Here is a 14750-nt window from a genome sequence, read left to right as displayed (position 1 = left end):
CATATGGCTAAGTTCTTTATAGATCGCCCCATATTTGCCTGGGTACTCGCCATCGTTATTATGATGGTCGGGGCGCTCTCGATCATGAAACTTCCGATCGAGCAGTATCCCGAAGTTGCCCCCCCAGCGGTGCAAATCCGTGCAGCCTATCCAGGGGCGGATGCAAAAACATTGCAAGACTCTGTGACTCAGGTTATTGAACAGAATATGAATGGCTTAGATGGACTGCTTTATATGTCCTCTAACAGTGACTCTTCTGGTAACTTGCAGTTAACCCTGACCTTCGCGTCAGGCACCGATGCGGATATTGCGCAGGTTCAGGTTCAGAACAAACTGCAGTTGGCAATGCCATTGCTGCCACAAGAGGTGCAACAACAGGGGATTAACGTTCAAAAATCCTCCAGTAGCTTCTTGATGGTTGCAGGGTTTGTCAGCGAAGACGGCAGTATGGATATGAACGACCTTGCCGATTATATCTCCTCTAACGTTAAAGACCCGATCAGCCGGACGACAGGTGTCGGTGACACCCAACTCTTCGGTGCGCAATACGCGATGCGGATTTGGATGGACCCTGCAAAGCTGGTCAATTATAACCTTACTCCAGGTGATATCATCACCGCGATCAAGGCTCAAAACTCCCAAGTCTCTGCGGGTCAGTTAGGGGGCGCACCGGCTGTTGCTGATCAACAACTGAACTCCTCGATTATCGCGCAGACTCGACTAACGAGCCCTGAAGAGTTCGGTAAAATTTTATTAAAAACGAATACCGATGGATCAACCGTTCGTCTGCGTGATGTGGCAACCATTAAGCTAGGTGGTGAGAACTATGAAGTTATCGCACGCTTTAATGGTCACCCCGCATCGGGATTAGGGATTAAACTCGCTACCGGTGCAAACGCACTGGATACCGCCAACGCAGTGAAAGCGCGCCTGAAAGAAATGGAGCCTTTTTTCCCGCATGGTATGAAGTTAGTTTACCCGTACGATACGACTCCCTTCGTAAAAATTTCGATTTTTGAGGTTGTCAAAACACTCTTCGAAGCCATCGTGTTGGTTTTCTTAGTGATGTATATGTTCCTGCAAAGCTTCCGCGCCACGCTTATTCCTACCATCGCGGTGCCGGTCGTCCTTTTAGGGACATTTGGAATAATCAGCGCCTTTGGGTATTCGATAAATACCCTCACCATGTTCGGGCTGGTCCTTGCGATAGGACTCTTAGTCGATGATGCCATCGTGGTCGTCGAAAACGTCGAACGGGTGATGGAAGAGGAAGGTTTGGATCCTAAAGAGGCGACTAAGCGCTCGATGGAACAAATCCAAGGTGCGCTAGTCGGTATTGCCCTAGTATTGTCAGCGGTCTTTATTCCAATGGCATTCTTTGGTGGCTCTACCGGGGTTATCTACCGTCAGTTCTCGATTACTATTGTGTCTGCAATGGTGCTATCGGTACTGGTTGCGATGATTCTGACCCCTGCCCTTTGTGCGACTTTGCTTAAAAAACATGATAACAACGACCATAAAGAAAAAGGTTTCTTTGGTTGGTTTAATAGAATGTTTGATAAGAGCACCAACCACTATGTCAACAGTGTCAGTCATATTATCCGCCGTACTGGTCGCTACCTGATCATCTACGTGGTGATTTTCGCTGGCATGGTGTGGTTGTTTATGAAGCTCCCCACTTCCTTCTTACCGGAAGAAGACCAAGGGTTGTTAGTGGTTCAGGCGCAGCTCCCCGCAGGCGCGACACAACAGCGTACTGAGAAGGTTCTTGATCAGGTAACGGATTACTTCCTGACACATGAGAAAGACACAGTTAAATCTGTCTTTACCGTGAACGGATTTGGTTTTGCCGGACGTGGCCAGAATACCGGTATCGCCTTCTTAAGCTTAAAACCTTGGGAAGACCGGACGGCAGCGGCCGATAAAGTCGATGCCATCGCCAGCCGCGCAATGGTCGCTTTAGGTAAAATTAAAGATGCCATCGTCATTCCGTTTAACTTACCAGCCATTATCGAGTTAGGTAACGCAACAGGTTTCGACTTTGAGCTGGTGGATAATGCCAACTTAGGTCATGACAAGCTGATGCAAGCCCGTAACCAATTACTGGGTATGGCTGCGCAACATCCTGATGTATTAGTGGGTATGCGTCCAAACGGTTTGGAAGATACACCGCAGTACAAGCTGATTATCGACCAAGAAAAAGCCCGTGCGCTGGGTGTATCAATTTCCGATATCAATACGACGCTCAGTGCGAGTTGGGGCGGTAACTACGTCAACGACTTTATTGACCGTGGACGGGTGAAGAAAGTTTACGTGATGGGTGAAGCGGATTCCCGCATGTTACCTAGCGATATCAACAAGTGGTACGTCCGTAACAGTGACGGCGAAATGGTACCTTTCTCAGCCTTTACCAGTGCAAAATGGCAGTATGGTTCACCTCGTTTGGAGCGTTATAACGGATTGCCTTCATTGGAAATCTTGGGGCAAGCAGCTCCGGGTAAAAGCTCCGGTGAAGCCATGAACCTGATGGAGCAATTGGCTTCCAAGCTACCACAAGGAATAGGTTACCAGTGGACCGGCATGTCATACCAAGAGCGTATGTCAGGAAACCAGGCACCCGCATTATATGCGATCTCCTTAATTGTGGTATTCCTCTGTCTTGCCGCACTGTATGAAAGCTGGTCGATACCGTTCGCAGTAATGTTAGTGGTACCACTAGGGGTTATCGGTGCGCTCGCCTTCACAACCATGCGTGGAATGAGTAACGACGTCTACTTTGTCGTTGGACTGTTAACCACCGTCGGGATATCCGCGAAGAATGCCATCTTGATTGTTGAATTCGCCGTGGACTTGATGAAGGAAGGTAAAGGACTAATGGAGGCGACTCTGGATGCGGTACGTATGCGTTTGCGTCCTATCTTGATGACCTCAATGGCCTTCATGTTGGGTGTACTTCCCTTAGCGATTAGCTCTGGTGCCGGTTCCGGTGCACAGAATGCTGTCGGGACAGGGGTTATCGGGGGGATGGTGACAGCTACCTGTTTAGCTATCTTCTTAGTTCCTGTCTTCTTTGTTGTCGTTCGCCGTCGCTTCGGTGGACAAAAAGAGAAGAAGCAGTAATCCCTACCCCCTTCCCTTAAGATATAGGGCTGCTCCGGCAGCCCTTTTTTATTGTCCACGTAATGTAATGATATGCTTACATTTTTAACCGCTATTTACGACCGACGCTTTTTGATTTTGGCTAAGTGGTTTATAATAAACCTGTTATCGTTGATAGTTAAAAGCTATCTATTATTGGGTTAATTACTATTATAATATCAATAATCTTATCACCAGCAAGGATAGGATCTGTTCGAGCGTTATCCTGCAGTGACTGAAAACTAAACGACTGACTCAATTTGGTGTCGACTAAGCGATCACTTTTCAATCTGAAGATGAAGAGGTGAATGATGGATGAATATACGCCAAAGTATTTCGATATTGCGCAACTAAAATATCTTTGTGAAAAACTCTACAGCGAATGTGAATTGTTATTAAACGAAACGAGTCAATTTGCTGTGAATGACCCTACCGCTACCGAATCTCTGTTATTGAACGACTTTATTGAACATATCGCTAACATAGGAATCAATTACAGGATCAAATACTCACAAGATACGGCTCTAATTGAAGCGCTTGACCAATTTTTAGACCATAGTTCTCAATTATTAGGAAACTATGGAGTCACACCGAAAGAAATCAAAGATTGGAAACAATTATCCGATACGCTTTTTCACTATTTTTAATAAAACAATAAATAAGTATGAGTAACCAATAATAATGAACACCAACACCTTACCCTTAACTAAGAATGACTATTTAATGCGTCTTAGACGTTGCCGCTCTATTGAAACGCTAGAAAGAGTGATTGAGAAGAATAAATATGAGTTATCAGATGATGAGTTGGTGGTTTTCTATTCAGCTGCCGACCATCGTCTCGCTGAGTTAACCATGAACAAGCTATACGATAAGGTTCCTGCAACCGTCTGGAAATACGTTCGCTAGGGAAAAGTTTTCTTTAGGAAGGAAGGCAAGGATGCCTAAAGTGCGAGTAAATAAAGGTGGCGACGAATTGGGTGGGGCCCTTGCCAGCGACATCCCGGCACATGTGTTACCTGCTGCGGCTGCTTCCTTCCGGACCTGACCGGGTTAACAGGTTAACATTGCGGGAGAACCAACAAGGTCCCCATTGAGTTGCTCCTAAGAGCGAGTGAGATTATGGTAGATGGGCGTTAGAAATGCAAGCTTGATAGCGCCAACCGTTGTTTTATTAAGCACTCCGACTCACTCAAGGAATCAATTGTCTTTATGTCTACTCAAGAACCGTCGTTCGAACAACGTGTTTGGTTAGTGATTGATGCCATTCCCCGCGGCAGCGTTAGCAGCTATGGCGATGTCGCCCTATTGGCAGGTCATCCTCGTGCCGCCCGACAAGTGGGCAGAATTCTTAAGCATCTCCCTCAACACTCTCAGTTACCTTGGCATCGGGTTATTTCTCAGCAAGGGAAAATTTCTCTATCTGGAGAAAGGGGTATCCTGCAAAGCGATATTTTACGTCAGGAAGGGATTGAGGTCAGTGACGCGGGAAGCGTTAATATGAAGAGATATCGTTGGCGGCCGTAGCCCACCAACGATAATTAGCAAAGCACTATTGTGCGGCGACAGGAAGGGCAACTTGTGGAACAGCCACTAAGTTGATGTCTTTTTTCTGGCTCGCCACGCTAGTGATAGATTGCAATTGGTCAGAGGCAAAAATCACTTTACCGTTCAGCGTGATTGCAGCGGTTAACAAGGCTTGGCTATGAGCGCCAAGTTGTACACCTTGTAGTGGCAATACGTAATTGAAGGGTGATTGTTTACCCGATAGCGTCTGTACTTGCTGAGCAAGCACTTTCGTCTGTCCTGGACCGCCTGAAGCATCCGATAGGGTCACGGTCAGTGCAGCATTGGCTGGGATTGCCATACGTTGACGAACAAAGACTGAACCGCTGAGTGAGAACGGTGCGACCGCTTTAGTTGTTGGATCGTTAGCAATTGGCACAGGTGAACCGCTATGGCTCGCGCAGGATGTGACTGCTAATGAGATAAGTAATCCGCCCAATACGTGTTTTGTTTTCATTGATGTCTTCTCCTTGTGAACCAATCTAACCACAATATTGTTTTAATTTTGCCAATAGGGTAGCTATCGTAACAAAATAATTGTGGCACATAATCGAAAATATGCCTGTTAAATCCGCTATTTTTTGATTTTAATTAATATAAAGTCAGATGATTCATCATGAGGATAGATCAATGAGTCAAGCACTTAACGCGTTAACCGAATTACTGAGCCTCACAAAAATCGGCCCCCTACACTTTGTGGGTCAATGTGAAAACTTAGGGCTTCGCCAAGTATTTGGCGGCCAAGTTATTGCTCAAGCCATCAGTGCGGCGCAACAAACAACGCTTGCTGATCGACTCATCCACTCTTGCCACAGTTACTTCTTACGTCCAGGTGATAGCGCTTTACCGATCCATTACGACGTTGAGATATTGCGCGACGGAAGAAGCCTGAGCGCGCGACGCATAGTGGCTTCGCAAAATGAACAACTTATTTTCACCATGACAGCCTCATTCCATTCGAATGAGCCAGGCTTCTCGCATCAAACCGACATGCCTCAGGCCCCTGCCCCGTTCTCCTTAGCCACTGAACAGGAGCTGGTACGCCAACTCTCACCGACCGCCATAAACAAACGTTTTGTAAATGCCTTCAGTGCCGAGCGTGCGCTAGAGATCCGTCCCGTTCAACCTTATAACCCTTTAAAAGGTCATGTCAGTGCGGGGGAACGTCAGTTATGGCTGAAAGCGAATGGCCAGCTCGACGAGCACTCTTTCCTCCACAGTGCGCTGTTAGGATATGCAGCCGATCTCAATTTTCTTCCTGTCGCCTTACAACCCCATGGGAAAGGGTTTTTAGAAGAAGATATGCAAGTAGCTACGGTTGACCACTCCATGTGGTTCCATCGCCCCATCAACATCAATGATTGGCTGCTCTATGATATAGAAAGCCCTTCAGCACAAAATAGTCGTGGGTTCGTACGAGGTGCGTTTTACGATAACCAAGGCACATTAATTGCCTCGACGGCTCAGGAAGGGGTTATTCGACAACATCTTGATAAGGCCTAAATTATACAGCCTGGACTTGAGCCAGGCTGTATTGAGGTTTTCTTAGTGAGCTTTATTGGTTGTAGGCATTTTCACCATGACTATTCACATCAAGGCCTTCACGCTCTAAATCTTCGCTTACTCTGAGTCCGACCGTCATATCCGCAATCTTGAAACTTATGAACGCGACAACGCCAGACCATACAATGGTGACAAGACAACTGAGTAATTGAATCCACACTTGATGTCCCATCGTCACACCTTCTGCGTAGCCTACGCCACCTAAAGAAGAGGATGCAAAGACACCTGTTAAGAGGCAGCCAACGATACCACAGACGCCGTGCACGCCGAAGACATCACAAGGATCGTCCACGCGAAGGAAACGTTTTAACCCAGTCACGCCCCAAATACCTGCTAACCCACCGACAACCCCGATAACCAGCGCCCCACCGACGCCTACATAGCCACAAGCTGGGGTGATAGCCACTAATCCGGCGATGAAACCCGAACATGCACCAAGGAGTGAAGGTTTGCCGCGGATTGCCCATTCACCAAACGTCCATGATAATATCGCACCCGCCGTGGCAACAATGGTATTCACAAAAGCAAGCGCCGCAATTTCATTAGCTGATGCTGCAGACCCTGCATTGAATCCAAACCAACCGATATAAAGAATCGCTGTACCGGTGAAGACCATTGGCAGGTTATGGGGTTTGAAAGCTTCTTTGCCAAATCCACTCCGTTTACCCAGTACCCAGGCTCCCACTAGGCCGCCGATGGCTGCGTTGATATGCACAACCGTGCCACCAGCAAAGTCCAGCGCACCATCTTTCGCTAACAGGCCATTGGCCCAGACCATGTGAGCAATAGGGAAGTAAGAGAAGGTGACCCATAGCAGCGAGAAGATTAATACCGCAGAAAAACGAACGCGTTCAGCAAGTGCGCCGACCACTAAGGCTACCGTGATGCACGCAAAGGAGGCTTGATAAGCAACATGAATATATTGGTAAATACTGCCCATGACTGCTTTCAGTTCAATCCCTTTTAGCAGCGTCCATTGGAAACCACCAAAAAAGTTGTTGCCTTCACTGAATGTCAGGGAGTAGCCGTAGACAACCCATACCACACAGACTAAGGCAAAGGTGACTAAGACTTGGGTCATCAACGATAAAACGTTTTTACCACGAATTAAACCACCGTAAAACAGCGCCACGCCAGGAACGGTCATAAACAATACGAGCGCCGTACAAATCATCATAAAGCCATTATCTGCGCCGCTGGCGGTAGGCTCCGGTGCGGCAAAGGCTAAACTTGGCAGCCCTAACGCAGCAAACAAACTTAGCAGTGAGACTATTTTTTTCATATTATTCCCCAATCGCTGCATAAAATTACAGTGCCGACTCATCGATTTCGCCCGTACGAATACGAATAACCCGCTCCAGATTAGAGACGAAAATTTTACCGTCTCCAATTTTACCGGTATAAGCTGCTTTAGTAATGACCTCGATAACTTCTTCTAATTGGTCCTCAGCAATCGCAATATCAATTTTGACTTTCGGCAGGAAGTTGACGCTATATTCTGCACCGCGATAGAGCTCTGCATGCCCCTTTTGGCGACCAAAACCTTTCACTTCCGTAACTGTTAGACCTTGAATTCCGATGGACGATAACGCTTCACGCACGTCTTCGAGTTTAAAAGGTTTGATCACTACCGTTACTAGTTTCATTTATATTCCCCAGACAGCCTGCCAATATTTCTTTTGAGGAAGCAATAAGCGTGCCACATTATGAATCTTTGCGAGCATTCAGAATGGGACGATCAAAGATGAGTGAGTTACCACGCAGAGGAAGCATTGCACTATATCGGTGCGCGCCGCACTGAGTCAGCGCCATTTCAGTGCAAAGCTATAACGGTAGGGCTGTTGTATACTTTATTTCTTCCATCGAAAAGCTGGATGTCACGACGCTTAAGCCGTCTATACTATTGACCAGCGTTTTATAGAAGTTGTCGTAACATTTCATATCTTTAACTTGAACGCGTAATAAATAATCATATTCACCCGTGAGTCGATGACACGCCAAGACCTCTGGCATGGTTTTGATCTGTTGAACAAAATCGATATACCATTCACGATTATGATGCAAAGTTTTTAGAAACATAAATGCCGTGAGGGTAAGCCCTAACTTGTCTGGATTCAATAACGCCACTTGGGCGCGAATAATCCCCTCTTCTTCTAGCTTTTTTAAACGCTTCCAACAAGGCGTGGCCGTGAGGTTTACGGCATCAGCTAACGCCTGTAAAGAGAGACTGCAATCTTCTTGGAGTAAGGCGAGTAGCTTGCGATCAATTTTATCTATCATAGACATGCCTATCGTTGAGCCAAAATCAGCACTATCATACTGCTAATTTTGCGGCGACTCCTCTTCTCGAGGTAAAATAGTCAAAATTTTCCTTAGAGACCCTAAAGATGAAAAAAGCAGTTGTCGTATTTAGTGGTGGTCAAGACTCAACCACCTGTTTAGTGCAGGCCATTCAGCACTATGATGAGGTGCACTGTATTACATTTGATTATGGGCAACGCCACCAACAAGAGATCGCTATTGCTCAGCAACTGACTCAGCGATTAGGCGTAGCGGCGCATAAAGTGATGGACGTGACCTTACTCAATGAATTAGCCATAAGTAGTCTGACACGTGACAATATTCCCGTGCCCGGCTATCAACCTAATGCCACAGAACTCCCCAGTACTTTTGTTCCCGGCCGAAATATTCTCTTTCTTACTTTAGCCTCGATCTATGCCTACCAAGTTGAAGCGGAAGCAGTGATCACCGGTGTCTGTGAGACCGATTTTTCAGGCTATCCCGATTGTCGTGACGAATTTGTTAAAGCCCTGAATCAAGCAGTGGTACTCGGAATGGCTAAAGACGTGCGTTTTGAAACGCCTTTGATGTGGCTGAACAAAGCAGAAACTTGGGCACTTGCCGATTATTGGGGACAGTTACCGCTAATCAAGGACCATACCCTAACCTGTTATAACGGTATCGCCGGTTCAGGCTGCGGAGAGTGTGCAGCCTGTCACCTTCGTGCTAAAGGTCTTGAGCAGTACCTTAACGCACCAGACGAAACGATGAAAGAATTGAAGTCGAAAAATCACCTTAGCTAACCACAGGGGTTACATCGGTAACCCCTTACTCCCTATAGCGTTAATTTTGCGATAACACGGCTAACCAGGCTCTCGCCAAAACCAGGCACTTCTATCAGCTGCTTCACATCCGTAAATAAGCCATATTTTTCTCTGTACTCAATAATCGCTTGGGCTTTTTTCAGTCCGACACCATTGAGTTTTGCGGACAAGGTTGCGGCATCTGCGGTATTAAGATTCACCTTATCAACGGCCAGTTGTTGTACCACTTCGCTATTTTTATCACCCTTTTTCGGCGTGGCAGCTTGTGTGAGGGGACTCAGTGTAGCGAATAAGAAGATTAAAAGGGTAAGTTGTTGTCGTGACATAGATGTTCTCCTATTAAGTGAAGCTATAGGCTATGTCGATGGCGGAAGCTTGCCAATTGAGAGCGTTGAGAAATGGAAAAGGCCGCATAAGCGACCTTTTTATTATCATTACAACAATGATTATTTGTGAGTATTATTGCAATTGCACTGCATCGCCGTACTTAATTTTCGCTTCCTGGCGTAATTGCTCAAGCAGTGCAGTAAAGGCCAGTTGGGCATTATTATCCGCAATCCCTTTCACCATCTGCGCTTTCTGGGCAGCTGGCATTTCACCGGTGATCACTTTGTCCAACGCAATGATGACAACGTTGCCGTTATTATCTTGAGTAAAGCCATAGTTAGGCGTTGTACCTTGCGGTGGCGTTAACCCAAATACCGTCTCTGATAAAGACGATTGTTGGTTACGTTGCAAGGTTTGCGCAGCACCAAACTGCAGTCCAGCTTGCGCAAAGCGTGTTTGTTTACCTTGACGTAATTCGGTGACTATTGACTCAGCTTGAGCTTTAGCTGCAGCAACCGCTTTATCATGCTTAATGTCAGCAGTAATATCTGCCGTCACTTCAGATTGAGGTTTCACTTTAGCCGGTTCATGTGCCGAAATACGGACGACAAATGCGCGATCACCATCGACCGTGATGATACTCGAGTTACTGCCAGGCGTGCCTTGCTCACCGAGTAAGCTACCGTTGAAGATCACTTCTTTCACTTGGTCAAAATTCAGCACATCAGGCACTGACTGTTGGCTAAACCATGAAGTTTGAACCGCTTTTGTCCCTGCAACTTGTTCAGCAGCAGCCAAAGAGTCATTATCGTTACTCGCTGCATCATTGACTTTTTGCTGCAGTGCGTAGAACTGGCTAATGGCGGCCTCTTGTTGCACTTTATCCGCAACAGCTTGATGAACCGTAGCAAGCGACTGTTGCTGTTCCGGTTGGACATCGTCTAAACGGACAATCAGGTAGCCTACAGAACTTTTGATAACGCCAGACAGTGTGCCTTTCTCGGTCAGTTTCGCCGAAGTGATTTCATCGGGAACAGAATCGTACTCCATCCAGCCGAGATCCCCACCCTGCTTGGCGGATACGGAATCTTCAGAATGTTGACGCGCAATCTCCGCGAAGTTAGCGCCTTGCTGCAGTTGCTTAAGTAAATCGTCTGCTTGTTGCTGAGTCTTTACCTGAATAACGCTATAGCGCTGGCGAGCCTGTTGAGTGTAGTCCGCTTTATGGCTGTCATACCATTCCTGAATTGCTTGCTCGGTCGGCGCTTTTTGCATCGCCTTAGCATCCAGTTTGATATAACTGACTTTGAATTGCTCAGGTAATTTGAATGCGTCTTGATGCGTGTCGTAATAACCCTTAATTTCATCATCCGTCACTTTTTGCTGGGCAGCTAAGCTATCGATATTTAAGGTTGCTTGACGAATTTTACGTTGTTGAGAAACAAGATCGGCAATGCGGTTTGCTTCGCTATTAAGCACGAAATCGGTATTACCCACTGCTTGGGCTAATTGCTGATTTGCTAGGCTTTTACGTAAAGATGCTGCATAGCTATCTGGCGTATAGTTCACGCTGCTTAACACAGAGTTATAAAGCGCGTTATCGAAATGTCCATTGGTTTGGAATTGCGGGACGGCAAAAATAGCCTGCTTAATTTGTTCATCTGTCACCGCAAGGTGGAGTGAATGAACATATTGTTGTAGAAGTGTTTGGTCCACAAGTTGGGAAAGCGCTTGTTGACGAAGCTGCTGCATAAATTGCTCATTGCCCGCTAATTGTGCGTATTGGTCGCCCAATTGTTGTTGCTGGCGTGCGCGCTCATTGTTATAGGCATTTTCGAATTGAGCTCGGCTTATTGTTTCACCGTTGATTTTTGCAGCATAATCATGATTTCCGCCGATCAAATAGTTACTGACACCGGTCAGTACGAAAGAAATAATGATTATTCCCAGTATGATTTTAAGCACAACGTGGTTAGACGCTGAGCGTAAATTGTCCATCATGATTTGGCAACACTCCACTGTGGTAGAAATTTAACGCTGGCCGATGTGGCCTAAGGCAACCCGTATGACTTACCAGAAAAAAAGGCACATCGATTGATGTGCCTCTATGTTACATGAGAAGCGTTATCGCGTCCTCATTCCATGAAAGAAATTGTTTCACGGTGAGTAAGAGTTAGTTAACTGAGTCTTTTAACCCTTTACCTGCACGGAAGCCAGGGACTTTACCTGCAGGGATAGTAATCTCTTTACCTGTTTGCGGGTTGCGGCCAGTACGTTCAGCACGCTCTTTAACCGCGAAAGTTCCAAAACCGACCAGAGCAACGTCATCACCAGCTTTTAATGATTCAGTTACCGCACCAATAAATGCGTCTAAAACACGTCCTGCAGCTGCTTTGGAAATATCTGCATCAGCAGCAATTTTATCAACCAATTGTGATTTATTCACGTTAACATCCCCTTTATTATTTCATGTCGCAGAGAGTATCCCCTCTCACTTATGAGCTGCTTGTTATAGCAGGCATCGACGCTCGAAACAACGTAAATGCTCCGAATGGTCCACAAAAATCAACTTAATGATGTCGAATACCCACTATAGGTATTCGACAAGTTCGCCATGTTATGCCGATGGGGTAATTACTTCAATCCCTTCTGGCGCACGTTCAAGGGCTAATTTTAAAACTTCTTCAATGTTTTTCACCGGATGGATACTGAGATCAGCGATAACATTTTGAGGGATTTCCTCTAAATCGCGCTTATTCTCGAAAGGAATCAACACGGTTTTTATGCCACCACGGTGAGCGGCTAACAGCTTCTCTTTTAAGCCACCTATAGGTAACACTTGTCCGCGTAAAGTGATTTCTCCCGTCATCGCCACTTCAGCTTTAACCGGGTTTCCAGTAAGACTTGAGACTAAAGCCGTACACATTGCAATCCCTGCGCTTGGGCCATCTTTCGGTGTCGCACCTTCAGGAACGTGAACGTGAATATCTCGTTTTTCGTAGAAATCATTATTGATACCTAATGATTCTGCACGAGAACGTACCACTGTCATCGCCGCCTGAATAGATTCCTGCATCACTTCGCCCAGAGAACCGGTGTACGAGAGTTTACCTTTACCTGGAACACTCGCGGTTTCAATGGTCAACAGGTCGCCACCTACCTCGGTCCACGCCAGTCCAGTCACTTCACCGATACGATTTTTCTCGTCTGCACGGCCATAATCAAAGCGTTGAACACCAAGATATTCGCTGAGGTTTTCAGCATTAATCGTGATATGTTTCAACTTCTTATCAAGCAGAAGCGCTTTAACGGCTTTACGGCAAAGTTTAGAGAGTTCCCTTTCCAAGCTACGCACGCCCGCTTCACGCGTGTAAAAACGGATGATGCCCATGATGGCGCTATCTTCGACCGTTAATTCACCCGATTTAAGCGCATTACGTTCCATCTGTTTGGGTAACAGGTGGTCTTTAGCGATATTGAGCTTCTCATCTTCGGTATACCCAGAAAGACGAATCACTTCCATCCGGTCCAGTAACGGCCCTGGGATGTTCATTGAGTTAGACGTCGCAACGAACATCACATCAGACAGATCATAATCCACTTCTAAATAGTGATCATTGAACGCATTGTTTTGCTCTGGATCTAACACCTCTAACAGCGCTGAAGCGGGATCGCCCCGCATATCTGCGGACATCTTATCGATTTCATCAAGTAGGAATAGCGGGTTACGAACCCCAACTTTCGCCATCTTTTGAATCAATTTACCCGGCATAGAACCGATATAAGTCCGGCGGTGTCCACGAATTTCCGCTTCATCGCGCACGCCACCCAACGCCATACGGATGTACTTGCGTCCTGTCGCCTTAGCGATAGATTGACCTAAAGAGGTTTTCCCAACACCAGGAGGCCCCACTAAGCAAAGAATAGGACCCCGGATCTTATTCACACGGCTTTGTACCGCGAGGTATTCAAGAATGCGGTCTTTAACGCGATCTAAACCGAAGTGGTCTTTATCAAGCGTTTCTTGTGCTTTACGCAGGTCTTTCTTAACTTTGCTACGCCCCACCCAAGGAACCTGAACCATCCAGTCGATATAGCCGCGTACGACTGTCGCTTCAGCAGACATCGGTGACATCATTTTCAGCTTCTGTAGCTCAGCTTCAGCTTTCTCTTTCGCTTCCGCAGGCATCTTCGCTTCATCGATCTTGCGTTTCAATGCTTCGAATTCATCAGGTACATCGTCCATTTCGCCGAGTTCTTTCTGAATCGCTTTCATTTGCTCGTTCAGATAATACTCGCGCTGGCTCTTCTCCATCTGCTTCTTGACACGATTACGAATACGTTTTTCGACCTGTAGCAGATCAATTTCTGATTCCATCATGGCCATCAAGTACTCCAGACGTTCATTAACGTCTGACATTTCCAGTACTGATTGCTTGTCTGCCAATTTAAGTGGCATATGCGCGGCAATGGTATCTGCTAGGCGTGCTGCATCCTCAAGATTGTTTAAAGAGGTCAACACTTCCGGTGGGATCTTTTTGTTGAGTTTGATGTAGCCTTCGAATTGACTGACCGCCGCGCGGATCAGCACCTCTTGCTCGCTGTCATCAATGTCAGGGCTTTCGATATACTCAATCTGCGCCGTGAAAAACTCTTGGCTATCATCAAGCGAGGTCAATGTTGCACGCTGTACCCCTTCGACCAATACTTTAACCGTACCGTCTGGCAGTTTTAGCATCTGTAGGACCGAAGCCACCGTTCCGACAGTAAATAAATCGTCAATACTCGGCTCATCAGTAGTCGCTTCTTTCTGCGCCACCAGCAGAATTTTTTTATCGTTATCCATCGCTGACTCTAAGCAGCGGATAGATTTTTCGCGACCCACGAATAACGGTATCACCATGTGCGGATAAACCACCACATCGCGTAAAGGTAACACGGGAATATCAATGTGTTCGGAACGCTCAGAAGTCATAGAGCTCTCTCTTAGTTTAATTTCCGCTGGGTGTGATAGGCCTAACTCTGTGACTTACCACGTCTAGATGATTAACATAT

Annotated in this window: 14 protein-coding genes and 1 other RNA gene; 6 read left to right on the top strand and 9 right to left on the bottom strand. The window is 46.4% G+C overall.

Annotated elements, in window-relative coordinates:
* Positions 1 to 3 precede the first annotated feature (3 nt).
* The 3 genes from HGT71_RS12485 (at position 4) to HGT71_RS12475 (ending at position 4044) form a co-directional block, all read left to right on the top strand.
* Positions 4 to 3120: an efflux RND transporter permease subunit gene (locus HGT71_RS12485; protein WP_214218084.1), complete on the top strand. Its 3117-nt coding sequence runs from the start codon at positions 4 to 6 to the stop codon at positions 3118 to 3120.
* Positions 3121 to 3449: 329 nt separating this feature from the next.
* On the top strand, positions 3450 to 3785 hold the full coding sequence (tomB, locus tag HGT71_RS12480) for an Hha toxicity modulator TomB (RefSeq protein ID WP_214218083.1): 336 nt from the start codon (positions 3450 to 3452) through the stop codon (positions 3783 to 3785).
* Between the two features lie 34 nt (positions 3786 to 3819).
* Positions 3820 to 4044, top strand: a complete 225-nt coding sequence (locus HGT71_RS12475) for an HHA domain-containing protein (RefSeq protein WP_048911711.1) — start codon at positions 3820 to 3822, stop codon at positions 4042 to 4044.
* A 78-nt stretch (positions 4045 to 4122) separates the two neighbouring features.
* Here the strand turns inward: HGT71_RS12475 and ffs are convergent.
* An RNA gene (gene ffs, locus HGT71_RS12470) (signal recognition particle sRNA small type) lies at positions 4123 to 4219 on the bottom strand.
* 128 nt (positions 4220 to 4347) lie between these two features.
* Here ffs and HGT71_RS12465 point away from each other — a divergent pair.
* Positions 4348 to 4662: an MGMT family protein gene (locus tag HGT71_RS12465; RefSeq protein WP_214218082.1), complete on the top strand. Its 315-nt coding sequence runs from the start codon at positions 4348 to 4350 to the stop codon at positions 4660 to 4662.
* 25 nt (positions 4663 to 4687) lie between these two features.
* Here HGT71_RS12465 and HGT71_RS12460 read toward each other — a convergent pair whose 3' ends face one another.
* Positions 4688 to 5158 carry a YbaY family lipoprotein gene (locus HGT71_RS12460; protein ID WP_048911709.1) on the bottom strand — a complete coding sequence of 157 codons (471 nt, stop codon included), beginning with the start codon at positions 5156 to 5158 and terminating at the stop codon, positions 4688 to 4690.
* Between the two features lie 173 nt (positions 5159 to 5331).
* Here HGT71_RS12460 and HGT71_RS12455 point away from each other — a divergent pair, with 173 nt between their 5' ends.
* Positions 5332 to 6204: an acyl-CoA thioesterase domain-containing protein gene (locus HGT71_RS12455; RefSeq protein WP_214218081.1), complete on the top strand. Its 873-nt coding sequence runs from the start codon at positions 5332 to 5334 to the stop codon at positions 6202 to 6204.
* Between the two features lie 52 nt (positions 6205 to 6256).
* Here HGT71_RS12455 and amtB read toward each other — a convergent pair whose 3' ends face one another.
* The 3 genes from amtB to HGT71_RS12440 form a co-directional block, all read right to left on the bottom strand.
* On the bottom strand, positions 6257 to 7546 hold the full coding sequence (gene amtB / locus HGT71_RS12450; RefSeq protein ID WP_214218080.1) for an ammonium transporter AmtB: 1290 nt from the start codon (positions 7544 to 7546) through the stop codon (positions 6257 to 6259).
* Positions 7547 to 7571: 25 nt separating this feature from the next.
* The gene (gene glnK, locus HGT71_RS12445) at positions 7572 to 7910 is read right to left on the bottom strand and encodes a P-II family nitrogen regulator (RefSeq protein ID WP_092675984.1); all 339 of its coding nucleotides are present in this window, start codon (positions 7908 to 7910) and stop codon (positions 7572 to 7574) included.
* Between the two features lie 178 nt (positions 7911 to 8088).
* Positions 8089 to 8544 carry an Lrp/AsnC family transcriptional regulator gene (locus HGT71_RS12440; protein WP_048911704.1) on the bottom strand — a complete coding sequence of 152 codons (456 nt, stop codon included), beginning with the start codon at positions 8542 to 8544 and terminating at the stop codon, positions 8089 to 8091.
* A 107-nt stretch (positions 8545 to 8651) separates the two neighbouring features.
* On the opposite strand from HGT71_RS12440, the gene queC reads away from it, so the two are divergent.
* Entirely contained in the window at positions 8652 to 9347 is a 696-nt protein-coding gene (gene queC / locus HGT71_RS12435) for a 7-cyano-7-deazaguanine synthase QueC (RefSeq protein ID WP_214218079.1), read from the top strand.
* 32 nt (positions 9348 to 9379) lie between these two features.
* Here the strand turns inward: queC and HGT71_RS12430 are convergent, their stop codons facing one another.
* The 4 genes from HGT71_RS12430 to lon all read right to left on the bottom strand — a co-directional run bounded on the left by HGT71_RS12430 (position 9380) and on the right by lon (position 14670).
* Positions 9380 to 9694 carry a ComEA family DNA-binding protein gene (locus HGT71_RS12430; protein ID WP_214218078.1) on the bottom strand — a complete coding sequence of 105 codons (315 nt, stop codon included), beginning with the start codon at positions 9692 to 9694 and terminating at the stop codon, positions 9380 to 9382.
* A 133-nt stretch (positions 9695 to 9827) separates the two neighbouring features.
* Positions 9828 to 11696, bottom strand: coding sequence for a peptidylprolyl isomerase (gene ppiD, locus HGT71_RS12425; protein WP_214218077.1), 1869 nt, complete (start codon positions 11694 to 11696; stop codon positions 9828 to 9830).
* Positions 11697 to 11868: 172 nt separating this feature from the next.
* Positions 11869 to 12141 (bottom strand): nucleoid-associated protein HU-beta, encoded by a 273-nt coding sequence (gene hupB / locus HGT71_RS12420; protein WP_048911701.1) that lies wholly within the window; start codon positions 12139 to 12141, stop codon positions 11869 to 11871.
* A 171-nt stretch (positions 12142 to 12312) separates the two neighbouring features.
* Positions 12313 to 14670, bottom strand: coding sequence for an endopeptidase La (gene lon, locus HGT71_RS12415; protein WP_214218076.1), 2358 nt, complete (start codon positions 14668 to 14670; stop codon positions 12313 to 12315).
* Positions 14671 to 14750 lie beyond the last annotated feature (80 nt).

The sequence above is a fragment of the Rosenbergiella epipactidis genome (genome assembly GCF_018494055.1).
Taxonomy (GTDB): domain Bacteria; phylum Pseudomonadota; class Gammaproteobacteria; order Enterobacterales; family Enterobacteriaceae; genus Rosenbergiella; species Rosenbergiella epipactidis.
Note: the sequence above shows the minus strand (reverse complement) of the source record. Positions and strands in the feature narration are given on the sequence as shown.

Coding starts and splice junctions, on each gene's coding strand:
- HGT71_RS12485 (WP_214218084.1), top strand. CDS start 4: ATGGCTAAGTTCTTTATAGATCGCCCCATATTTGCCTGGGTACTCGCC.
- tomB (WP_214218083.1), top strand. CDS start 3,450: ATGGATGAATATACGCCAAAGTATTTCGATATTGCGCAACTAAAATAT.
- HGT71_RS12475 (WP_048911711.1), top strand. CDS start 3,820: ATGAACACCAACACCTTACCCTTAACTAAGAATGACTATTTAATGCGT.
- HGT71_RS12465 (WP_214218082.1), top strand. CDS start 4,348: ATGTCTACTCAAGAACCGTCGTTCGAACAACGTGTTTGGTTAGTGATT.
- HGT71_RS12460 (WP_048911709.1), bottom strand. CDS start 5,158: ATGAAAACAAAACACGTATTGGGCGGATTACTTATCTCATTAGCAGTC.
- HGT71_RS12455 (WP_214218081.1), top strand. CDS start 5,332: ATGAGTCAAGCACTTAACGCGTTAACCGAATTACTGAGCCTCACAAAA.
- amtB (WP_214218080.1), bottom strand. CDS start 7,546: ATGAAAAAAATAGTCTCACTGCTAAGTTTGTTTGCTGCGTTAGGGCTG.
- glnK (WP_092675984.1), bottom strand. CDS start 7,910: ATGAAACTAGTAACGGTAGTGATCAAACCTTTTAAACTCGAAGACGTG.
- HGT71_RS12440 (WP_048911704.1), bottom strand. CDS start 8,544: ATGATAGATAAAATTGATCGCAAGCTACTCGCCTTACTCCAAGAAGAT.
- queC (WP_214218079.1), top strand. CDS start 8,652: ATGAAAAAAGCAGTTGTCGTATTTAGTGGTGGTCAAGACTCAACCACC.
- HGT71_RS12430 (WP_214218078.1), bottom strand. CDS start 9,694: ATGTCACGACAACAACTTACCCTTTTAATCTTCTTATTCGCTACACTG.
- ppiD (WP_214218077.1), bottom strand. CDS start 11,696: ATGATGGACAATTTACGCTCAGCGTCTAACCACGTTGTGCTTAAAATC.
- lon (WP_214218076.1), bottom strand. CDS start 14,670: ATGACTTCTGAGCGTTCCGAACACATTGATATTCCCGTGTTACCTTTA.